The sequence below is a fragment of the Paenibacillus sp. AK002 genome, assembly GCF_053903045.1.
Map to the genome: position 1 here is coordinate 2,896,346 of NZ_CP096377.1, position 22,420 is coordinate 2,918,765.

General features: G+C 46.8%; 24 protein-coding genes and 1 other annotated feature. Of the genes, 21 read left to right on the forward strand and 3 right to left on the reverse strand.

Going from position 1 to position 22,420, the window contains the following annotated elements; translation table 11 throughout:
- Nucleotides 1-15 precede the first annotated feature (15 nt).
- The 11 genes from M1D70_RS12985 (at nt 16) to M1D70_RS13035 (ending at nt 8,827) form a co-directional block, all read left to right on the forward strand.
- Nucleotides 16-447 (forward strand): GNAT family N-acetyltransferase, encoded by a 432-nt coding sequence (locus tag M1D70_RS12985; protein WP_456290043.1) that lies wholly within the window; start codon nt 16-18, stop codon nt 445-447.
- A gap of 257 nt (nt 448-704) precedes the next feature.
- A complete protein-coding gene (locus M1D70_RS12990; protein ID WP_433939448.1) occupies nt 705-1,298 on the forward strand; it encodes a GNAT family N-acetyltransferase in 594 nt (197 codons plus the stop codon).
- Nucleotides 1,299-1,492: 194 nt separating this feature from the next.
- Complete coding sequence (locus tag M1D70_RS12995) at nt 1,493-1,867, forward strand: GNAT family N-acetyltransferase (protein ID WP_456290044.1); 375 nt, start codon at nt 1,493-1,495, stop codon at nt 1,865-1,867.
- Nucleotides 1,868-2,181: 314 nt separating this feature from the next.
- A complete protein-coding gene (locus M1D70_RS13000) occupies nt 2,182-3,291 on the forward strand; it encodes a protein kinase domain-containing protein (RefSeq protein WP_456290045.1) in 1,110 nt (369 codons plus the stop codon).
- 185 nt (nt 3,292-3,476) lie between these two features.
- Nucleotides 3,477-4,196, forward strand: a complete 720-nt coding sequence (locus M1D70_RS13005; RefSeq protein WP_456290046.1) for a metallophosphoesterase family protein — start codon at nt 3,477-3,479, stop codon at nt 4,194-4,196.
- Nucleotides 4,197-4,389: 193 nt separating this feature from the next.
- Nucleotides 4,390-4,956, forward strand: a complete 567-nt coding sequence (locus M1D70_RS13010; RefSeq protein ID WP_456290047.1) for a histidine phosphatase family protein — start codon at nt 4,390-4,392, stop codon at nt 4,954-4,956.
- A 342-nt stretch (nt 4,957-5,298) separates the two neighbouring features.
- Nucleotides 5,299-5,391 (forward strand): competence inhibitor ComI, encoded by a 93-nt coding sequence (gene comI / locus M1D70_RS13015; RefSeq protein WP_254664083.1) that lies wholly within the window; start codon nt 5,299-5,301, stop codon nt 5,389-5,391.
- 458 nt (nt 5,392-5,849) lie between these two features.
- A complete protein-coding gene (locus M1D70_RS13020) occupies nt 5,850-6,302 on the forward strand; it encodes a VOC family protein (RefSeq protein ID WP_036672857.1) in 453 nt (150 codons plus the stop codon).
- Nucleotides 6,303-6,458: 156 nt separating this feature from the next.
- Nucleotides 6,459-6,968, forward strand: coding sequence for a DinB family protein (locus M1D70_RS13025; RefSeq protein ID WP_009593511.1), 510 nt, complete (start codon nt 6,459-6,461; stop codon nt 6,966-6,968).
- A 221-nt stretch (nt 6,969-7,189) separates the two neighbouring features.
- Nucleotides 7,190-8,233, forward strand: a complete 1,044-nt coding sequence (locus M1D70_RS13030; protein WP_456290048.1) for a phosphotransferase — start codon at nt 7,190-7,192, stop codon at nt 8,231-8,233.
- 177 nt (nt 8,234-8,410) lie between these two features.
- Nucleotides 8,411-8,827: a hypothetical protein gene (locus M1D70_RS13035; RefSeq protein ID WP_456290049.1), complete on the forward strand. Its 417-nt coding sequence runs from the start codon at nt 8,411-8,413 to the stop codon at nt 8,825-8,827.
- A 175-nt stretch (nt 8,828-9,002) separates the two neighbouring features.
- On the opposite strand, the gene M1D70_RS13040 is transcribed toward M1D70_RS13035, so the two are convergent.
- Together M1D70_RS13040 and M1D70_RS13045 are read right to left on the reverse strand one after the other, a co-directional pair.
- Nucleotides 9,003-9,872, reverse strand: coding sequence for a cation diffusion facilitator family transporter (locus M1D70_RS13040; RefSeq protein ID WP_277748692.1), 870 nt, complete (start codon nt 9,870-9,872; stop codon nt 9,003-9,005).
- 698 nt (nt 9,873-10,570) lie between these two features.
- Nucleotides 10,571-12,517 (reverse strand): GTP-binding protein, encoded by a 1,947-nt coding sequence (locus M1D70_RS13045; RefSeq protein WP_456290050.1) that lies wholly within the window; start codon nt 12,515-12,517, stop codon nt 10,571-10,573.
- 280 nt (nt 12,518-12,797) lie between these two features.
- Between M1D70_RS13045 and M1D70_RS13050 the strand changes: the two genes are divergently transcribed.
- The 4 genes from M1D70_RS13050 (at nt 12,798) to M1D70_RS13065 (ending at nt 16,710) form a co-directional block, all read left to right on the forward strand.
- Complete coding sequence (locus M1D70_RS13050; RefSeq protein WP_456290051.1) at nt 12,798-13,238, forward strand: GNAT family N-acetyltransferase; 441 nt, start codon at nt 12,798-12,800, stop codon at nt 13,236-13,238.
- Nucleotides 13,239-13,375: 137 nt separating this feature from the next.
- Nucleotides 13,376-14,047, forward strand: coding sequence for a metallophosphoesterase family protein (locus M1D70_RS13055; protein ID WP_456290052.1), 672 nt, complete (start codon nt 13,376-13,378; stop codon nt 14,045-14,047).
- A gap of 65 nt (nt 14,048-14,112) precedes the next feature.
- Nucleotides 14,113-14,595, forward strand: a complete 483-nt coding sequence (infC, locus tag M1D70_RS13060) for a translation initiation factor IF-3 (RefSeq protein ID WP_456290053.1) — start codon at nt 14,113-14,115, stop codon at nt 14,593-14,595.
- Between the two features lie 89 nt (nt 14,596-14,684).
- Nucleotides 14,685-14,943, forward strand: a binding site (T-box leader).
- 78 nt (nt 14,944-15,021) lie between these two features.
- Nucleotides 15,022-16,710: a glutamine--tRNA ligase/YqeY domain fusion protein gene (locus tag M1D70_RS13065; protein WP_456290054.1), complete on the forward strand. Its 1,689-nt coding sequence runs from the start codon at nt 15,022-15,024 to the stop codon at nt 16,708-16,710.
- A gap of 137 nt (nt 16,711-16,847) precedes the next feature.
- Here M1D70_RS13065 and M1D70_RS13070 read toward each other — a convergent pair whose 3' ends face one another.
- Entirely contained in the window at nt 16,848-17,711 is an 864-nt protein-coding gene (locus M1D70_RS13070) for a pentapeptide repeat-containing protein (protein WP_009593496.1), read from the reverse strand.
- Between the two features lie 350 nt (nt 17,712-18,061).
- Between M1D70_RS13070 and M1D70_RS13075 the strand changes: the two genes are divergently transcribed.
- The 6 genes from M1D70_RS13075 to M1D70_RS13100 all read left to right on the forward strand — a co-directional run bounded on the left by M1D70_RS13075 (nt 18,062) and on the right by M1D70_RS13100 (nt 22,381).
- Nucleotides 18,062-18,487, forward strand: coding sequence for a DMT family transporter (locus tag M1D70_RS13075; RefSeq protein WP_456290055.1), 426 nt, complete (start codon nt 18,062-18,064; stop codon nt 18,485-18,487).
- A gap of 51 nt (nt 18,488-18,538) precedes the next feature.
- Nucleotides 18,539-19,240: a Crp/Fnr family transcriptional regulator gene (locus tag M1D70_RS13080; protein ID WP_009593540.1), complete on the forward strand. Its 702-nt coding sequence runs from the start codon at nt 18,539-18,541 to the stop codon at nt 19,238-19,240.
- 32 nt (nt 19,241-19,272) lie between these two features.
- A complete protein-coding gene (locus tag M1D70_RS13085; protein ID WP_456290056.1) occupies nt 19,273-19,731 on the forward strand; it encodes a DMT family transporter in 459 nt (152 codons plus the stop codon).
- A gap of 34 nt (nt 19,732-19,765) precedes the next feature.
- Entirely contained in the window at nt 19,766-20,170 is a 405-nt protein-coding gene (locus M1D70_RS13090; protein WP_009593522.1) for an NUDIX hydrolase, read from the forward strand.
- 328 nt (nt 20,171-20,498) lie between these two features.
- Nucleotides 20,499-21,755 carry an MDR family MFS transporter gene (locus M1D70_RS13095; protein ID WP_456290057.1) on the forward strand — a complete coding sequence of 419 codons (1,257 nt, stop codon included), beginning with the start codon at nt 20,499-20,501 and terminating at the stop codon, nt 21,753-21,755.
- A 173-nt stretch (nt 21,756-21,928) separates the two neighbouring features.
- Nucleotides 21,929-22,381: a DoxX family protein gene (locus M1D70_RS13100; protein ID WP_456290058.1), complete on the forward strand. Its 453-nt coding sequence runs from the start codon at nt 21,929-21,931 to the stop codon at nt 22,379-22,381.
- The last annotated feature ends 39 nt before the right edge of the window (nt 22,382-22,420 follow it).

Genomic DNA, 22,420 nt, shown 5'->3' on the forward strand with positions numbered 1-22,420 from the left:
CAGAGGAGAATGTGAATGATAATTCGTGAAGCTGAAACCAATGACGCCGAAGCTATTGAACGACTATATAAAGAGTTGCTTCCAAACAACACAAAAATAAAAGTGTTGGAAGATAGAATAGAAGTAATTAAACAAGATCCTAATAGTTTCTTGTTCATTTGCGAAGTAGACCAAGAGATCGTTGCAACTGCACATCTGCATCTATGTTTAGATGCGTTGATAGAGTCACGACCTTTCGGGGTTGTAGAACGTGTAATTGTATCTGGAAACAGACAAGGTCAAGGTTATGGATCGCTCATTATGAAGCATATTGAAGAGCTGTGTATTTCAAGGGGTTGTGTTAAGGTCTTTTTAACCAGCGGAGCTTCGAGGAAGCAAGCACACGAGTTCTATACAAAGTTAGGTTATGACGGTGATTCGAGTAAAGCCTTTAAGAAGTACTTATAATTTTTGAAAGTTATTCGAAGATGAGGCAGACATCACATAACACCATATTCCCGCAGCGGGCGTTCGCCCCTTGGTCCGCCAAGAGCGAAGGGATTTCACTGCGGAGCGAATTCAGAGGTACAGGGAAGCGTTGGCGGACAACCCTGCGAACCTAACCGCGCCACGGCCGGTCCTTCAGCCTTAAGGTTCTCGGGTTCGGGAATACATAAACGTTATCTGAAAGCTAAGCACTAATATTTTATCTGAGGGTGGCTGCAATGACGCAAATTGAAGATCATTTTCAGGAGTTCCCTGTTCTTGAAACTGAGCGAACAAGATTAAGAAAGATAAGTTACTCGGATCAGGATGATATGTATGGTTATTGTAGATTTCCTATGGTATCGAGATATACCGTTTGGGACACTCATCAGTCACTTGATGATACAAAAGCATTTATTGAATTTGTGTTAAACCGTTATGACACACAGAAAGTAGGACCTTGGGGGATTGAGCACAAACAAGCCAAGAAACTAATTGGTAGTTGTAGTTTTGTGAGTTGGGATAATCGAAATAAAAGAGCAGAGCTTGGTTATGTATTGTCAAATGAATATTGGAATCAAGGATACATGTCCGAGGTAATTAGAAGAATTTTAGAGTTTGGATTCAATGAATTAGGGTTAGTTCGAATTGAAGCAAGATGCCATCTGGATAATATCGGATCCGCCAGAGTAATGGAGAAGACTGGAATGCGATTTGAGGGGGTATTGAGAAGGCATATCTGGGCAAAGGGTGCATTTCAGGATGTAAAATTGTTTTCAATAATTAAAGACGATTATGCAAGTGAACTCGAAAAAGGTTTGGATAATAGATAACACGGTATTACCGCAACACGGCTAAAGCTCACCCCGAAGTGGGGAGCAGGGAAGCGGAATCAGGCGGACACATCAGCGAACCTAAGTGGCATGCTACCCAGCCCTAAGGGCCATAAGGTTCTGGTTGTTGTGAATGCAATAACGTTATATCAACCGCAGAAACCTGATAAAAACCTAAGAGCGAGGGAATCATCATGCCCAATGTGTCTGTCAGATACATTCATTGGAATGAATTAGAACAACTACTTTTGCTATATAAGCATTTAAATACAGATGATCCAGAACTGAATATATACGAAATACAAGATCATTGGCGAGAGATAATGAATGACAAGCTGATGAAGATTATTGTTGTAGAGCATGAGGGGAAGCTTGTCTCTTCATGCGTTTTAGTTCTTATTAGGAATCTAACTAGGGGCGCAAGACCATATGGCTTGATTGAGAATGTTGTTACACATTCTGATTATAGAAAAAACGGTTACGGGAAATTAGTACTTCAAAAAGCAGTCGAAATTGCTAGGGAGAATGAGTGTTACAAAGTGATGTTAATGACAAGTTCTAGAATGTAAGGAACCCATAGCTTTTATGAGAGTTGCGGATTTACTAAAGGGGATAATCATATCCACGCTTCGGAGCCAGACGGCTCCTCGGCCTGCGGGATGAGATTGGCAGGGGAGAGAATTCGGCGGACACATATGCGAGGTTAACTGCGCTACGCGCAGCCGATTTGGTTGGAGGCTACGCCTCTCCAGATACGCACTTTAAGCCTCTCGACGTCGTGAATACAAGAACGTTATACGACAGAACAGAGAGATGATAATTGTTAGATTAATAGTAAAAAATGCATTAACCAGAACAACAGAGCGAAAGGATGCTATCCCCTATGAAATTATCAACGAACGAGCATTCGACACACGACATTCGACTTGCCCGCTATGCCGCCGTGTCTACTGCCTTAAGTCTGGTAAGTGATGAGCAGCTTAGCAAGCGAGTGGAGAAAGCTACGGTTCTAAATACGGGTATTGGCGGTACAACGGCTTTCTTACAAATTGATGATACACCCGTGTTCGTGAAAATGGTTCCGCTTACGGAACTAGAAAGCCACTCCGAAAATTATATGTCTACTCGAAACGTGTTCAATCTTCCTCCGTATTGCCACTATGGGGTAGGTTCACCAGGTGCTGGAGTGTGGCGTGAGGTCGCTGCCCATACAATGACCACCAACTGGGTTCTGGCGAGACAGTGTGAGAACTTTCCCCTAATGTATCACTGGCGGGTGTTAAAAAGCCCAGAACGGCGTAATCCAATCTCTGAGGAACTTAGCGATGTTTCCAAAATGGTTGAGTTTTGGGGGACTTCAAATATACGGGATCGTATTGAGGCCCTTGAGCAATCCAACTACAATGTTGTACTGTTCTGTGAGTACGTACCTTACAACCTGCATAACTGGCTTACCGAACAGGTCGCTATTGGTGAGAATGCAGCCAATTCAGCGTTTGCCTTGTTGGACTCAAACTTGCTGTCAACGGTCTCCTTTATGAATGCGAACGGATTACTACATTTCGACGTTCACTTTAACAATGTTTTAACCGACGGTCACCGTGTGTATATTTCGGACTTCGGACTTGCAACGTCTTCTCGATTTGAACTGTCAGATTCCGAATTGGAGTTTTTTGAATTGAACAAGACTCATGATGGATGTTATGTGGCAACACAAATAGTGAACTGGCTTGTAGCAGCAATGACTGGTAGGATGAACCGTTCTGAACGAATCGAATTTATACGTCGTTGTGCCGAGGATAACGAATTCCTAGAAGTGATGGATTCTGCAGCGGAGATTATAATGCGGTACGCTCCTATAGCTGTAGTGATCAATGATTTTTACACCAATCTCGTTACGAATAACAGAAATACATCGTTTCCCGTTGAGGAGATTGAACGGGTCTGTATGAAAACTGGGTTCCAGCTGCCCTTCTCGAATCCCATAACATAATATTCACGCTACGGGTTGGCAGTTGCCTAACCTTGATCCACCGGGAGCGATGAGCAAGGGAGGGGAGTCAGGCGGACACATCCATCTCCCTAAGATAAGAGCTATCTAAGGGAGATGGACGTCGTGAATACAGGAACGATAGAAATCCGCCAAGAGCTTAAAAACATTTATAGTTAGGAGATTCTATGAAGCGAACAATTATGATTAGCGATATACATGGATGTATCGATCAATTAAATCAGATGTTGCATCTTATTAAATATAATTCGAAAGATGATCAGTTGATTTTGCTTGGTGATTATGTAGATAGAGGGCCTAATAGTAAAGCAGTAGTTGAAAAAGTAATCGAATTAGTAAGTATGCATAATGCCATTGCTTTACGAGGCAATCATGACCAACGATTGGTTGATTTAATAAATAATGATAGTGCATTGATTCGATCTAAATTTATTGAACATGGGGGAATACAAACCCTCCAAAGTTATTGTGATATTAATAACATGAATAACGAAATCTCTGATGAGATATTGAACCAGGCGAAGGATACAATTAAGACTTTTTTTGGTCACCACATAGACTTTTTAAGTGAATTACCTTTATATCACGAAGATCATGATCACATTTATGTTCATGCGGGATTGAATCCCAATTTTATAGATTGGAAGAACCAGCCAGAATATGATTTTATGTATATTAAGGATGAATTCATTCAACACAGTTTTGAGGATTTAAACAAAAGAGTTATTTTTGGACATACAAGAACTATTGATATCCATGGCACATCAGATATTTGGTTTAGTAAAGACAAGATAGGAATTGATGGCGGATGTGCATATGGATTGCAGTTGAATTGTTTAATTTTTCAAGAAGGATCGTATATAACGGAACAGATAAAGAACTGTTGAAAGTTAATCCATGAAGCGGGGGACATCACCTAACATCATATCCACGCATCGAGCCTGACAGCTCCTCGGTCCGCGAGAAGCGATTGGCAGGGAAGCAAATTCAGCGGACACATCCGCACCAACTAACCGCATCGCGGCCGCTCCCGTTGGTCGGTTGGACAACGTGGATACGGGAACGTTCAGGGAGGGTTTTATGAAGACCATTATTTATATGGTTAGGCATGCCGAGTCACCATATACAGAAGGAAATGAAAGAACTAGGGGGCTTACCCTAGAGGGAAAGATGAACGCAGAAAAAATAACTGAAATATTAAAGGATGAAGGAATAAACATGATTATATCAAGTCCTTATGCTCGAGCAATTCTAACATTGGAGGGGTTGGCCAAAGAGTTAGAAATAGATATTCAGATATTTGAGGATCTTAGGGAAAGGCACTTTTCAGACTATATTATTACTAATGAAGAATTTATGCCCGCTATGAAGAAGATGTTTGATGACCCTGCCTATGCATTGCCAGGAGGAGAGTCTAACACTGTTTGCCAAAATAGATCAGTTGTAGTGTTGAAAAATATCTTAGAAGAACACAAGGGAAAGAAAGTTGCTATTGGAACACACGGGAATGTAATGACATTGATGATGAATTATTTTAATTCGAATTACGGATTGGATTTCATGAATCAAACAAAGAAACCAGACATCTATAAATTAAAATTTAAAGACCTAGTATTAGAAGAAGTAACAAGACTTTGGAAAGAATAGATTAATTTGTGGATGGATCGAAGAGAACTTTGGCATCACATAACACCATCTTCACGCTGGCACACACTTGCGGCTCCGTAATCGGAGAAGTTAAGTCAGGCAGATAACCCTGCGAGGCTAAGTTGCGGAGCCACCCGGTCGCTAGCTCGACCTTTTACCTCTCGGGCTCGTGAATACAACAACGGTATCTGAAAGGGCCGACAATTGTATTAAAACCATATTTAGAATCGAAAAATCAAAAGTCATCATAAGAACGCTTGTACGCACATGTAAATAAAGGTAAAATATAACTACAATTAAATCTTGGGTGGTCATGGTTTCCCTTCGAAAGGAGGTGAAGCCATGGAAGTGAAAGATGCACTAACGATTATGTTCCTATTTGGATCATTCTTTCTTGCACTTTTAACTTACATTAATAACAACAAGAGAAAGTAAAAACCCACCCTAAGGTTGACCGCCGAAGGTGGGTTTCCGATCGTAAATGACTAAGAAGGGATTACCCATTCAAGCCAATTGCATGGACCAAGTGTTAGCGCACTTGGTCTTTATTAGATATATAATACCATACTTGAAAAGATGTATCAAAGAACTAATTGAGTTAGAAAACCATTGTTGAACAGACATATAGACTGATATTGTAAGTTATTCCATGATGGCAACGCCGTCAGATAACATCGTATCTACGATCCGGGCCGTTCGGACCTTAATTCGCGAGAAGTTGTAGGCAGAGAAGCCATACCAGCTCACAACCCTGCGAGGCTATGTTCGTTGAACCGGTCGTTGTTCCCCATAAGCCTCTCGGGTTCGTATATACATTAACGTTATATGACATACCCGAAAACCCAATTCACTTATTCCTGTAAATAAATTTGTACACATAAGGAGATAAGGCAATGGCAAACAACAAATTACTAAGAATGGACAATGTGGGCATCGTCGTAGAATCCCTTGATGACGCAATCTCTTTTTTCGAGGAGATCGGCTTGAAGCTCGAAGGGCGAGCCACGGTCGAAGGTGAATGGGCAGGTCGCGTAACCGGACTGGGTTCTCAGTGCGTCGAAATTGCTATGATGGTTACCCCCGATGGTCACAGCCGACTTGAGCTTTCCCGATTTCTAACCCCACCTACTATATCAGATCACCGGACTGCTCCTGTAAACGCCCTCGGTTATCTACGCGTTATGTTCACCGTGCAAGACATTGACGAAATGGTATCCAGACTCACTAAGCATGGTGCTCAGCTCGTTGGCGAAGTCGTTCAGTATGAGGACTCTTATAGGCTCTGCTACATTCGTGGAACCGAAGGAATTCTAGTCGGTTTGGCGGAACAACTCGGTAACAATTAAGTAACTGACGTTTTAATAAACGTCAGTTACGGAAATATACATTTCTAGAGTAAAAATTAAGTTCATCTAATGGATGCAACTCGAGTGTGAAATGGACGGAATTATCTTAAGAGGAGCGCTATAATTTTCCATATCTCCATAGAGAGGGGACCACGCATGAACCAAAGACCGTCAGAAGTAGAATACACCGGGGGCTTCGGCGAGTATATCCGGTTGGTGCCGGAAGGCAACATCATCGACATTCTGCTCGCCCAGGAAAAGCAAATGACCGAATTGCTGGCATCGTTGAGCGAAAGCCAGGGCGCATATCGGTATGCAGAAGGAAAATGGACGCTGAAAGAAGTCGTGGGGCACATCGCGGACGGGGAACGCGTCATGACCTACCGTCTTCTCCGGTTCGCAAGAGGGGACCAGACGCCTCTGCCCGGATTCGACCAGGAAGTGTTCATGCCTCCTTTCGGAAGCTGGACAACCGCGCAGTTGGCTGAAGACTACCGGGCGGTACGGCAATCGACGATCACACTCTTACGCGGGTTGCCAGCGGAGGCGTGGTCCCGCAAGGGCACAGCCAACAACGTAAGCATTACGGCGCGCGCCCTCGCGTACGTCATCGCGGGACACGAACTTCATCACATGGGGGTCATCCGAAATCGGTATTTGAGTTAGTCGTCCGGAAGATCGGGACGGAAGCTGTGTTGACAAAACGGCTTCCGGCCTTTCTTTATGGTATGCCCTTCCCGCCCCGTTCATAGTTGATCGGAAGAGAGGACAAGACGGGAGGCTTTCGGGAGGCGTGAAACATGGTGGAGAAGCTTTGCAGCTGGCATTTGCGTTATTGCTATACTCTGACGAGACACGGGCTGGCCTGAACCACAATTCCTCATCATATGGTGGTGAGACTTTTGATAAGTAAGTTCAAAATCGAAGATAAACAGCTTATTTTATTCATACAAAATAACTACGGAATTCTTATTAAGGATATTGAATTTATTCCGGTCGGGGATTCGGCGTATTCCTATAAAGTAAATTGTATTGACGAACAACAATATTACTTGAAGTTATTTGATCATCATAATGATAGACAAAGAGAGGGAATACGACGACTAAATTATTACCTGCCTTTGACTTGGGACCTTTATCATCAAGGGTTGTTTATAAACATTACTCATCCAATAAAGAATTGCTTTGGGAGTTTATTTACTAAATTACAAGACATCACTATAGTTTTATTTAATTTTATAGTTGGAGAGACCTTGGCTGAGGCATATCCTTTCTCAGATGAGATTCTTGTAGGAATTGCAAAGTCCGTGGCTACATTAGAACAGATTACTTCGCAAGTGAATCAGACTTTATTACCAAAGGAATCATTTGATATCACTTTCGAATCTGATCTTTTGAGATGTATTTCGATCCTTGAGAAATCAAATCGAAACAATTGCTTAAATCAATCACTGCGAGAGCTTGTTTTATTAAAGAAAGAACAAATTCTTTCTTCCATGAACGTAGTTAGAGAAATCCGGAATTCAGTTTACATCAATTCTAGCCAACTTGTTTTGTGTCACGGTGATATGTGGGGTGGGAATATCATATATCACAATACTCAGTTGTTCTTTTTAGACTGGGAATCGGTGATCTTAGCACCACCCGAGTATAATTTATTTGGCTATATTGGTTCGAGTTTCGACATCTTTATATCTTCCTATATTAAACAGTTGGATCGAAAATTTCAGATTAATCTGGACTTGATTCGCTTTTACTCTTATCGTGCACATCTTCGTAATCTATCTAACTGGATTATGAATATTCTAATTAGAAATAAAGATGAGTCTCAAAGTATTAATGACTTAGACATGATTCGAAACCACTGTTTGAATCGATTTGATCAAATTGAACCCAATATAAGAAACATTAGAAGAGACATAGTAAGTTGAATACTAATTTGAAGAAGGCTATCGTTTGCTTAAAGCGGTGGGACGTGAACACACCAACTTTATTATCCATGGGGGGAGAGTGCAATTATAACCAATCTAAAAAATAGAAGAACACTTATGATCCTCATACTCGTTATAGGGACATTATATTTTGTTCTGGGTGATATGAATGGTTTCATGAGTAAGTCAAACTTAAATAAAGAAATTCAGGTAAAACAAATCTCCAGCACGGAGATGTCCAAAGCACTATACACCAGAAAAGGATCAGGTGCATATATCGATTGGATAGACGTTGAATTAAATCAGGATGAAATTAATAATATTGTAAATTGGATTAATTCTGTACCTGAATCAGATCGTGTAGCGTTGAAACAAATACCAGCAAACACCAGCATTAGTGCAGGGATTGTTTTTAAATTAAAGCCCGGAAGAGAAATAAGAATCCAATATGATCTTGAAAAGATTTATATAACAAGAACAGATATATGGACTAGGCAAATGATTTATACAATCGATCAAGAAAACTTAAGGGATTTCTTTGATCAACAACTTAAAGGGTTTTATTTTGGAGAAGACAAGGTAAATAAATCTTGAAGGTGATCCAGGAAGCCCATCTAACATCATAGGCGTTGACCTGAACCGCTATGAAACAATGGAGGAATTGAAGCGCACTTTTAAAATCGATCGAAGCACAGAATTGATGAAAGGTCCGGCCAATGAGAAAGCGGCCGGACCTTCGTCGTTGTTTTGACACTTTGGAATCAGGAGTTTAACTCGGTTCAATATGAACATGGACGTCGTAAACGCCGTGCGTTTCTTTTAATTCATGCTCCACCTGGTCCGAAATATCATGGGCAACCCGAATGTCCAGATTGGATCTGACCAGAATGACGATGTCGACCACCGTGTTGCTGCCGTAATTTCTTGCCCGAATGTCTTTGACCCCTTTGACGCCAACCACTTGTTTCACGGTTTCTTTGTAGCCTTTGATAATGTTCTCATCGAATCCGTCGGTTAAATGATGAGAGGCATCACGGAATATATCCCAAGCGGTTTTGCATATCAGAAAACCTACCACTATGGCCGTCAGCGGGTCGAGCCAGGGAAGCTGAAATTGGGCCCCGATGATGCCGACAACCGTGCCGATGCTGACCCAAGCGTCCGAGAGATTATCCTTCGCGGCCGCCATTACGGCTTGGCTGTTAATTTGGCTGGCAAGACGCTTGTTATAGCGGTAAACGCAGTACATGACCAACGCGCAGCCGATACCGGTCCAGGCGGATATGAGATCAGGCGATTCGTGGGTACCTTCAAACATGGAAGATGCGGCCCCGAACAACACCTGGATCCCGACGGCCATCATGATGAAAGAGGCGATCAAGGATGCTACCGTTTCCGCTTTCCAGTGTCCGTAAGGATGATCCCGGTCCGCAGGTTTTTGCGATAATCGTAGTCCGATCAATACGGCAATGGATGCCACGATGTCGGTAGCATTATTTAATCCGTCGGCACGCAGAGCTTCGGAGTTCGCCGAGTAACCTATCAATAGCTTGATTGCAGATAGACAGATATAAGCAATGATGCTGATAATCGCACCTTTTTCACCTAATTTTAGATCCTTGTAACGTTGTTCTTCCACGTCTGGCCGACTCCTTCCGCACACCCCTAAAAATAGTACCTGACTATAATACCAATCCACGCATGGGTGGGTCTAGAGCAACGTTTTTTCCTGTCGCTTAATATGTGACAAGGGGCAAAAAATGTTGCGCCGAACTAAGAAAGATAGATTCCGGTAAAACGCAAAAAAATGCCGGCGATGCGCCGGCCGTAATTTGTTGTATATATCAACCGTAGATAGGCAGCCCCAATCGAATATCAGCCTATCGTAGGCTATCGATTGTTTCTCCGAGATTTGCGGCGGAGGATGCTTATCGTGAGCATGATGGAAATAATCCCGATTATGGCATGCATAGGCCTCTTGCCTCCTGAAGGTTCATAATGGAACATCGGTTATGCATCCATCTTATTCACGATGAAAGGCTCGTGCTTGGGTTGTTATGCACGGCAGGCCGCAGAATCAATAGAAAACGTTACGCGTTCCGCTATGGCGAACATAATCCATATGCTACGGCGTTCGGTTCGTTTCCCTCGCTTTAATCGCTTATAGCGGACATGCGGAGGCTTTTTTTGTGCGGGAAGAAGAAAAATAGCGGGCGAGATTCTCTCTCGACACCGCTACCTGTCTTTACATCCTGTGTGCATGAGTCGCCTAGCGCGAAACAAGCTGAATAACCTACCAACTTGCAATTCGATGAAGCCGCATGTCCGCCAGTGTTCTTACATGATCTTGTTTAAGTGAAGCATATATTCACCACGGTTCAGCGGGTTGACTTGCCGACGTGTATTCACTGGGAAGGGAGCTTGCACCTTCGTATAACCGCCTGGTTTAACGGTGAGCATGCCTTCACCGCTCGTAAGGGAATGAACCTCGGCTTTCAGCAAGTCGGTAGTCCGTACCGGAATGGTGCCGTGAACGTGGACGCTACCGTTATGGAACGCAGGTTCCTGATAAGTGCCGTCCAGCGCGGCTAATTTGGAAAGTACTTTGCTTAAGCTGTTTTCCGGCAGAATGAATTGAATCACGTTCATGGGCTCGTATACTTCCGTCCCTGCTTGGTCGAGTGCAGCCATGAGGACTAGAGGAGTCAAGCTTCGAAAGTCCTTTGCCGTCGAAACCGGGCTTGCGTAACCGGTATGCGTCAGCGTTACGATCGTATCGGTCACGGCCCATCCGTACAAACCTTCCTGAAGCACCTCGAATACCGTGTCTTTGATTGCTTTCTGAAAAGCTAAGGGAAGGGAGCCCAGCTCCACTTCCAGCCTGTACTGAATTCCGGTACCGAACTCGCCAGGTTCGACCCTGATGCCCACCGTTGCATAAAAAGGACACTCGCCTATATATTCAACGGCTTCGCCCGTGCCATAAGGCTTCTCGATACATATCACCTGCGGCGCGGAAAATTCGGCTTCGATGCCGTACTGCTGCAGAATCGTTTCCAGCAGAATTTCTTGCTGGACTTTGCCGAATACATGGATGACATTCTCGCTTGTTTTCGTATCCTGGCTATATTGCAGAAACGGATCCTCTTCGGTGAGATCGCTTAAGGCGGCATGCAGCTGATGTTTCTCCGCGGAATGAACGGCCGAAACCCGGACTTGAATCGGCGGCTTCTGAAAATGAACCGTCTTCATCCTCCCGGAAACGCTGCCGATGACGTCGCCCACCTTGAGTTCGCCATCGATGAGAATGGCAATGTCGCCTGCGCCGATTCCATGGACCGGAATGGATTTGCCCTGGCGCAGGGCATGCAGCTGCTTCACCTTGAGCGTCGAGGTTTGTCCGTTCTGATAGATCACCGGAATTTCATCACGATACTGGATGATGCCTGCGTACAGGCGGAGGTATACATTCCGCTCTCCATTCGGTCGTCTGATCACTTTGAATACCAAACCGGATAACGGTTCATGCTGAAGCATCGACGAATGGTTAACCGGGAAAAAATCACCGAGCGCTTGAAGCAGCGGTTCAATGCCGAGTCCTTTGGCTGCTGAACCTGCAAATAGGGGATAAGCTTTGCCTTGGCGCGTTTGCCTCCGCAATTCCTCCTGCAGCCGCTCTTGTGATATCGGAATATCCAGGGCATAATCGTTCAGCAGATCGTCATTGGACAATGCCAGAGTTTCCACCCAGCCTGCGTGGTGGGGATCGGCCGCGTCCGCCTGAACGGCTGCGCCGCCTTCCTTCATGACCGAGCTCATCTCGCAAATATGTTCGTCAAGCTGATGGCGTATCATCGCATAAACCTTCCGGTAGTCGGCGCCCATTCGATCGATTTTGTTCATGAACAATAGGGTGGGGATCTTTTGTTCCTTCAATGTCTGCATGAGCACGCGGGTTTGGGATTGTACGCCTTCAACGGCGGAAATGACTAGAATGACGCCGTCCAGTACACTAAGCGAATGCTCGACCTCCGAGATGAAGTCGGCATGACCGGGCGTATCGATGAGATTGACCTTCAGATCGCCCAGCATGAACGATACCGCGGCGGATTTGATCGTAATGCCCCGTCTCCGCTCAATGTCCAGCGAATCCGTGGTCGTACTGCCATGGTCCACCGAGCCGGCTTGTTCAATAATACCGGTCTTATAAAGAATTTGCTCTGTTAACGTAGTTTTACCGGCGTCAACATGGGCCAAAACTCCAATGTTCAATATGTTCTTCATATATCGTAACCCTCATTCGTTTCATCATTTGTAGTCCTTTCGGTTGGATGTCGTTGTGACATTGCCGCATAGATATCGCCTCCATGTAGAATAAAGTTACTTCTAGTTTATCCATTGAGAAGTGAACGGAATATGGAATAAATGCTTATAATCATTCATTATCTTGCACGGTACCTGACAACGTGCTGCGTCCTGTTTGGATTTACATATTTATTACCGTGAAATATCGCCCGAGTTGAATTAGGATAGAGGCATAAACCATGTTGAAGGAGTCTTGCATTTGATATCACTTCATGTCATAGATAAAGATAATTGGGAGGATTGCATCCGCCTTAAACCCAAACCTGAACAGGAGAAATGGATTGCCCCTAATCTATATTCCATAGCGGAAGCTCAATTTATGGAGGGTTTCGAGACGAGAGCCATTTTCCATGATGATGAAATGATCGGATTTGTTATGTACGGGCTGCACCCGCACGATAACAACTATTGGATATACCGATTTATGATCGACGGCAAATTTCAGGGAATGCATTATGCCAAGCCTGCGATTCGCCTGGTTCTTGATGAGATTCGCCATTCGCCGAATCGTACGGATGATGTTATGCTGTGTTACAAACCCGGGAACGAGCGTGCAAAAAGACTATATACTCAAATCGGGTTTACGGAAGCCGGATTTGCTCCCTGGGGAGATGTGATGGCTAAATATAGTTTTGTATAATATAGACGTTCATAATATAAAACCGTGCGTTCTGCCATAACTTATGGCGGCACTATCAAAGAGGAAGGGAGGAGATTACGATTCGAACCTTAGCGATAAGCGACATTCATGGCTGCTACGATGAATTCAATCAATTATTGTCTGAAGTGCAGTATAATCCCGCACAGGATAAGCTGGTCCTGCTTGGGGATTATGTGGATCGCGGATCAAAAAGCAAAGAAGTGATTGAGCAGGTGATGGGAATGCGGGATTCCGGCGTCATCACCCTTCGCGGGAATCATGATCAGATGATGCTGGATGCCATTCTGCTGGATACGGACGAAGTCAATTCACGCTGGATTCGCAATGGTGCGCGAAACACGATTGAAAGTTATTGCGGCGCCGATTTTTTGGATGGCGATATGGATCGCTCCAGATACAATGAAGGCAAGGCCTACATAAAACGGGAATATGAGCATCATCTATCCTTTCTCGATACGCTGCCCCTGTATTATGAAACAGACACCCACCTATTCGTGCATGCCGGAATCAATCCGGGCGTGGAAGACTGGAAGCAGCAGCCTCCACATGATTTCATCTGGATACGGGAACCCTTCTACAATTATCCTACCGGCATTAACAAAACCGTAGTGTTCGGGCATACCCCGGCCGTCAACTTGCATGACTCGGAGCATATTTGGTTCTGCGGCAATGGGGACAAAATCGGCATCGATGGAGCATGCGTATACGGCAAGCAGTTGAACTGCCTGGAAATCACGGAACAGCTGGAATACCGAACGTATTTTGTCCGGTCCGTGCCTGCGGAGTGATAGGAAGAGTATGTTATTCTATCATTAAAGCCATGGTTTAACAGACATAATAGGAGGATCAGTCCATGTTGATGATGAACGAAAAGATAAAAGCACGCGAAGTCGAGCTTACCGGCCTGAACGGCGAGGAGTTGGGTGTCGTCTCCAAGGATGAGGCGCTTGCCCTGGCAAAGCGTCACAAAGCCGATTTGGTGTGCACCTCGTTGTTCAGCAGCCCGCCGCCATGCAAGCTCGTAAGCCGCGGCCAGGCGAAGCAGGAGGCGGTTAAGGCGAAGCAGCAGGTTTCGGGTGGTACGATTAAAGTCAAGGAATTCCGCCTGTCCGTACATATCGAAGAGCATGATTACGACACCAAGCTTTCACAGATGCATAAGCTGCTGGCAGCGGGCAAAGCCGTCCAGCCGGTCATACGCATTCAAGGCAAGGAAGGCGAAGCGGCCCGAAAGCTGCTTGAACGACTCGTTCAGGATCTTGCCGAGGTGGGCAAGAAGGAAACGGGCATTCAGGTCAGCGGCAAACAGGCTGCGGTGAAGCTGCTGCCGATATAATCTTGTGGAACGTCTTACAAGAGCGTTTCATTTTAGGTGACGTACAGCGGTTTACTTTTTGAGTTTCTGGTGATATTATGGATCAAATTATAAACGCCATGAAGAGAAGAGTAGATGAACAGGAATCCCTGCAGAGAGCTCCGGTATGCTGAAAAGGAGCGGGAAGCCCTTCATTGAACCAAGCCTCCGAGCGGCGCATCGGAACTTATGAACAAGGGATGGTGCGACAGGAGCTCCTGTTACAGAGCTAGGGTATAAGCGATCGCGTGATGGCCGTACCTGATAAGGCTGGTATCGTGAGATATCGGCGAACAGGGGTGGCAACGCGAAACCAATCTCGTCCCCAAGACTTATGTCTTGGAGACGGGATTTTTTTGTTTTATACGGCATGGCGGCAGTAATTTAAAACATAAGGAGGATTCAGGTATGAGCAACGATTACAACAGGGGAGCGGAAACGGCGGATTTTTTGACCAGGATGATCAAGGAGGATGTGGAGAACAACGTATATCACAGGCCGGTGGCTACGCGGTTCCCGCCAGAGCCCAACGGTTATCTGCACATCGGCAGCGCTTATGCAATCCACATTAACCATGCCATCGCGAGCCGGTTTAACGGGACATTCAATCTTCGGTTCGACGATACGAATCCGCTGAAGGAAGACATGAAATACGTGGATGCGATCCGGGAGGATATCGAGTGGCTCGGACTGAAGCCGGGCGTTTATTTCGGATCGGATTATGCGTTTCAAATCGCTGAGGCAGCCAGGAAGCTCATCATCAAAGGGAAGGCTTATGTCTGTGATCTCACGCCGGAACAAATGACGGAATACCGGGGGACGCTGACCGAAGCCGGCATGAACAGCCCGTTTCGAGAGCGCAGCATCGAGGAAAATGTATCGTTATTCGAACAAATGCTGGCAGGGGCATTCCCGACGTCCGCGAAAGTGCTCCGGGCCAAAATCGATATGTCTTCGCCCAACATGAACCTGAGAGATCCTGTCTTATACCGGATTATTCATGCCGAGCATTATCGTACGGGAACCATGTGGTGCGTGTACCCGATGTATGATTTTGCCCATCCGATCCAGGATTGGATCGAAGGAATCACCCATTCGCTGTGTTCTGCCGAATTTAAAGACCATCGACCGCTGTACGAATGGGTGCTGGCCGAGCTGGAAGTGACGGAGCCCCCGAAGCAGCGGGAGTTTGGCAGATTGAATATCTCCGGATACGTTACTAGCAAGCGATACCTGAGGGAACTCGTCGAGGGAGGTTTTGTGGACGGATGGGATGACCCCAGACTGCCTACGCTGAAAGGACTTCGGCGACGGGGGGTGACTCCCGAGGGAATCCGGCAATTTCTGGACGAACTCGGTGTGATTCGCGGCAACAGCATGGTGGACTCGGCGATGCTTGACCATTTCATCCGTCAGGACTTGAAGGATCGGTGCCGCAATGCGATGGCCGTCATGAACCCGCTAAAGGTGATCATTACGAATGTTCGGGAAGATTGCACTGAGTTGCTGAGCATACCGAACCATGAACATGTTGAGGCGTTAGGGATGCGGGAGGTTCCTTTTTCACGGGAGCTGTATATCGAACGGGAGGACTTCATGGAGGAGCCGGATCCCGGATTTCATCGGTTATCGCCCGGCAAGGAAGTGCGCTTGAAGGGAGCCTACTTCATCAAATGCGACCATGTCGTGAAAGACCCGGCATCGGGGGACATCACGGAAATTCACTGCACGTATGATCCACTGACGAAGAGCGGCAGCGGATTCAAAGGGCGCAAGGTGAAATCCACGCTGCACTGGGTCTCTGCGAAGCATGGGATTCCGGCGGAGCTTCACTTGTACGATCCATTGTTGAAGGAATCAGCCGAGTTGCTGGAATCGGATAATATCTGGGCGGATCTGCTGAACCCGGATTCGTTGATTCGGGTCAAAGACGCCATACTGGAGCCTTCCATGCAGGAAGCGGCCATGAACCAAACGTACCAATTTATCAGACACGGCTATTTCTGCCTGGATTCCAAGCATGCAACGGAGCAAAGGCTGGTGTTTAACCGGATCGTATCGTTGAAGGATTCATGGAAGAAGACCGGCAAGAATTAATGGATACGATCAAGGGGCCGCGATCGTCGGGTACGGACATTCAGACAGCACTAAGAAGCCGGCAGCGAGTGGCTGCCGGAGATTCCTTTGCGAAGGTCTTGGTCAATGATCCTGTGTATGCTGCTATTCATGGGACGTTAAGACGTCCAATGGGCCGGCCGGGCTAAGGAAGAAGGTAGCCGGGTGCTTGCGTCTCCCTTCGCTGCGTTAACCTGGAATTGAGTCAGGAAGAGGCTGTTCGTTAAATTAGCTCCCCTTAGGTCCGCATCCCGGAAATCGGCCCCGATCAAATCCGCGGCCCGCAGATCGGCTCCTCTGAGGTCCGCCGCAATGAGGTAAGCTCCTCTCAGATTGGCGTATCGAAGGTCAGCTCCTTTAAGCTTTGCTCCCATGAGATCGGCACCGCGGCCCCCGATCTTCTGACGCACGGGCGGCCCTTTATGCTTCCGTCGCGCATCGTCCCGCACAAGCTCACTGGTTCGAAGAAGCAGCTGGTTCACTTCAGCGCGATGAGCTGCCACATCCAGACGTAACAGGGATGCGGCTGGAAGCTGGGTCAACCTCCTCGTCGCTTCCAGCGACGACCTAAGATCAGAATGTATGCCATGCGCCGGCTGCAAACTCAGCGCTTCGTTCAGATACCATAACAGCTCGTGAAGCTGTCGCATAATCGGAAAAACGTCGAACATTTCTTTTGCCGTCTCCGGGGCCTGCCGCCAGTCGCGTCCGTTATAGGTAACCTGTGAAACCATTTGTCCCGCGCCGAAGCATTCATAAACGGTGCATCCCCGCATGCCGCGCTGCCGCAGACTGTTGTGCACGCCGCATCGGAAGTCGGATTGCAGATGGCGGCAAGGGGTCCCGCCGTCTTTGTCGATGGCAAAATCGGTAGAGGAAGCGAAAGGCAAAGCGACGCAGCATAATCCAAAGCAGCGTTCGCAATCCGATTGCAATTGAATTCGGCCCTGTTCATCAGGGTTGTGTTCTTGTCTGTCTAGCATGCGTAGAGGAGCTCCTTCCGGTCATTGAACGTCAAGAAATGACTAATCATAGTTATATTTTAAAACAAAAGAAGGATAGAGTCATAGATGCAATGTTGGTTATAACTGTTTTATACCTTAAGAATGCGCGATAGCCGGATCTGCGTAACCCTCATTTAGGCTGCCAAGGAAATTTAGGCAGCTTTATTTTGCATGATCGATGAAAAGCCAACAGATAGTATATAATGAAATTCGTGTCTTCGGACAGGCTAGATGTGGAATCCCGTTCATTTCAGGACATATGTCCTTTCCTGCGTCCGGTGAGATCACTTTTAATAGTATACAGATCTATAGATGAAGGAGTTTGTATCGTGAGAGGAATATTATTTGCATTCATTGGGGGTGCCTGCATTACGCTGCAAGGTGTAGCCAATGCACGAATCAGCCAGGATATGGGCACCTGGCAAGCCGCCGCGGTCACGCAGCTGACCGGGTTTTTGATGGCTTTGGTCATTCTGCTGTTCGTCCGGGACGGCAGCAGGCAAGGCTTCGGGCAAGTGAAGCCGCTGTATCTGATCGGCGGAGCGTTGGGCGCACCCATCATATTCAGCGAGGTGACGGCGATTCAGAATATCGGTGTTACATTAACGATATCCGCGTTATTAATCGCCCAGCTATTCTTGACGTTCCTGATTGACAGCAACGGATGGTTCGGCGTGACGAAGAAGAGAATGAGTTTGCCTCAATTCATCGGGATCGGGATGATGATTGCCGGAGTCGTGATTATCAAATTATGATGCGGATAACAAGAGGCCTTTAGACGGGTGATGGGGAAAGGAGACAGGGATGTGAGGGAAATTCATGATGCCGAGCTCATGCAGGATTTTTTGTTAAGCAACCAAATCAATTCCGTATTTCCCGATGGGCTAAAACCTTATTTGGTGTTATATCATTTTGACCACGGCGACATCATCTGTACGCAAGGCGATCCTGCCGAGATGCTGTACGTCCTGGTTGAAGGGAAAATTAAAATCTTCACGACATCCGCGGAAGGCAAGGCGCTGGTTCTTTCATTCAAAACGCCGCTTGAGGTGATCGGAGACATCGAATACGTTCAGGGAAATCCGATGATCAATACGGTACAGGCCGTGTCGCCCGTCTACATGATCGGCGTGCATTATCGCTGGCTTCGCAAATACGGGCAGGAGTTTCCGCCGCTGCTTCAATTTTTGCTGCGGATCATCACGCGGAAGTTTTATATCAAATCCAATTTCTTGAGTTTTAATTTACTGCACCCGGTGGAGGTGCGACTGGCCAGTTATTTACTGTCCGTGTCGGAGGAAGAGTCGGGCACGTTTGTCATGAGCGACCCGGCCGCATACCATCTGACGGATGTCGCGAATCTGCTTGGAACCAGTTATCGGCATTTGAACCGGGTGATCCAGAAATTCAGCCGTGAAGGACTGATCGTGCGCCGCAAGGGTTCCATTCTGATCAAAGATCGGGAAGCGTTGATGAGTGTCGCCGGCGGCAATATCTACGAAGAATAACGATGATGAAGAAACCGTAAGGGAGATAGAGCATGGTAGCAGGATTGGTATTAGCGCTAATCGCGGGTTCGTTGGTTAGCTTGCAGAACATTTTCAATAACAGGGTGAATGAAAAAACAGGCTCCTGGTCTACAACGACGTTGGTGCTAGGCATGGGCTTTGTGGCTTCGTTCGTCATGAGTCTTGTCGTAGAGGGAAAAGGGACATTCGACATTCAAAACATGGAGCCCTGGTACTGGATCAGCGGAATGATCGGAGTCGGGGTCGTGATCTGTTTGGTACAAGCGACAAGGCTGCTTGGTGCTACATTCGCGATTTCGATCGTTATGACCTCGCAGCTCGGCTTCGCGCTGCTGTGGGACTCTTTGGGCTGGTTGGGCCTGGAGAAGGTCCCGTTTACGAGAAATCAGTTGATCGGTGTTCTTGTGATTATCGGGGGTATACTAGTATTTAAGTTAGGCGGTAAACAGGAGCAGCAAGAGACGGCATAGCTATCGGCAATTGAAGAATGAGGGAGGAATCCATATGATAACGGAAATTGATAAAATCGCTTGGATCCACATCCTGGATGGACGCATACTGGGCGCACGTTCCAAGGGCAAGGACACGTATTACCTGCCCGGAGGAAAACGGGAACCGGGAGAATCCGATATCGAAACCCTGGTTCGGGAAATCGAGGAGGAGCTGTCCGTTCGCATCAAACCGGAGACCGCGGCGAATGCAGGGAGCTTCCGCGCTTCCGCCCACGGCAAATCGGAGGGCGTACGAGTAACGATGTCCTGTTACACGGCTGAATATGAAGGGGAGTTAAGACCGGCTTCGGAGATTGAAGAGCTGGCATGGCTCACGTATAAGGATCGGGCACGGGTCTCCGAGGTCAGCCAGATGATCTTTGACCATTTGCATGAACTGAAAAAGCTGGCGGATTAAGCCTTGGGGATTATCCTATTACTTGATTCCGGCTCCATCTGACGGGCGTTTTCGTTATCCATGCCCGCCCTGACAGCAGGTCCAAGTGAATACAGCCATGCAACAAAAAAAGACGCTCCGAGGGGGAGCGTCTTTTGTATTTGGAACAAATGTTCGTTTTATGGGTCATCTAAAATGAAAATCACTATATTCGGCTTTGATATTATTAGTATAGCTCAGCGATAAATATAAGTCTATATTTTGCCAGGAAAATGCCCTATAGTTTGTAATACCCGGCCGGGAAACCAATGTTTAACTTGTGCTGTTTGGACTGAAGAGAGGGAGTTTTATGCCAATACGATTATGGAATACCAATTTAAAGGTTCGATTATTCGGCGAAGCGCTGTTCAATATGCTGTTTTGGATGTATTTCCCTTTCATAACGGTTTATTTCGGCGCTGCTCTAGGCAATCATATCGCGGGAATCCTAATGACGGTTCCTCCGATATTCAGCATCGTCGGCAGCCTGCTCGGCGGCGCTTTAGCCGATCGGCTGGGACGACGCCCCGTCATGCTGCTTGGCGCCTCGCTGCAAACGGTCATGTTTGCGCTGTTCGCTCTGTCGCCTTCGCACTGGACCGATTATGCCGCATTTATCGGCATCGGATTCGGGGGAGCCATCTACAGGCCAGCCAGTTCGGCGATGGTAGCGGATTTGGTTCCCGTTCAAGAACGACGGCAGGTATTCGCAACGTTTACGACGGCAAACAACTTAGGGGCCGTGCTTGGTCCGGCACTTGGAGCCATTTTCTTTTTTCAGTATCGTCAAGAGCTCCTGTGGTCATGTTCAGTCGTATTGCTGGTCTATTTCAACGCGATTTACTTCATTGTTCGGGAAACCTTACCGGCTTCAGCGAGCATTCCGGAGCGAACTGATTCGATCCTTCAGGTATTTAAGGCGCAGTGGAAGGGATATGGCATCATTTTTCGGGATAAAGTGTTTCTGGTATACATACTGGCAGGGATATTTGCCCTTGTGACCATCATGCAGCTGGACCTGTATTTGGCGGTATATGTCATCGATTATGTGCCATCCCAGACGCTGTTCTCCTGGAACGGTCATTCGCTAATGTTAACGAGCACGGAAATTCTTGGGTGGGTGCTGGGCCTTAACGGGCTCCTGTTCGTTCTATTTATTCTTCCGGTAACCAAGTGGTTTCGGAACTGGAAGGAGCGGGACGTATTCGTTCTTTCATCCTTGCTATCCGGTGTAGGCACGTTTGCGCTCGGGCTGAACACCAACATCTGGTTTTTATTCTTCGTAACCATTATTTTTACTTTCGGGGAAATTGTCCGCTCGCCGGTGACCCAAAGCTTTATCAGCCATTATGCGCCGGAGCATGCAAGAGGACAGTATATGGGAGCTGACAGTCTGCAGTTTACGGTAGGAAGATTACTGGCGCCGGTGACGGTATTTCTGTCAGCTTGGGTATCGCCGATGGGCGTATTCGGCATCATCCTGTTATCGGCCTTGATCAGCACGGTGTTGTATATTCTGCTATTTCGAATGTATGTAGAAAAAAGCCATAGCCAGCGTAAGCTTTAATGAATCGTAAAAAGAAAGGGCCAAGCCGGGTTTGGATGCAACCGGCTTGGTTCTTTACATTTTCATACGAGGCTGGCCGTGGAGGTTTGGAAAAATGTTGTATTTTCGTATTTACAAACCGCCGGTCGGTATATATAATGAAGTTACAAATTCACGGAAGGTTGGTGAAGGCCATGATACCGTTTATAGCCATGTTCGTGTCGCTTCTTTTGTTTCGGGCACTGGGCTTTGCAGGTTGGGAGTATACGAATGATTGGGTTATTTCGCTCAGGTTTGCGGTTGCGGTCATGTTCCTGATTACGGCTTCTGCCCATTGGGGAAAACGTCGAGCCGATCTGATCGCGATGGTCCCGCCGGGGATCCCTTATGCCGCGTTTGTTGTTAGCGTCACCGGGGTGCTGGAGATTGCGGGAGCTATTCTGATCCTTATTCCGGCCACGACCGCCTTCGCCTCTGCAGGCCTGGCTCTTATGCTGCTGACCATGTTTCCGGCCAATGTGTACGCTGCAAAACACCGATTGCCGCTCGACGGCAAGCCGGCCACTCCGATCGGAACGAGAACGCTGATGCAATTCGTGTTCCTGGCGGCGGTCATCATGGCGGGATGGCTTCCGCCTCAGGGGTAACCAACCAACCAATCAACCAACCATCTTCAAGGAGGATAA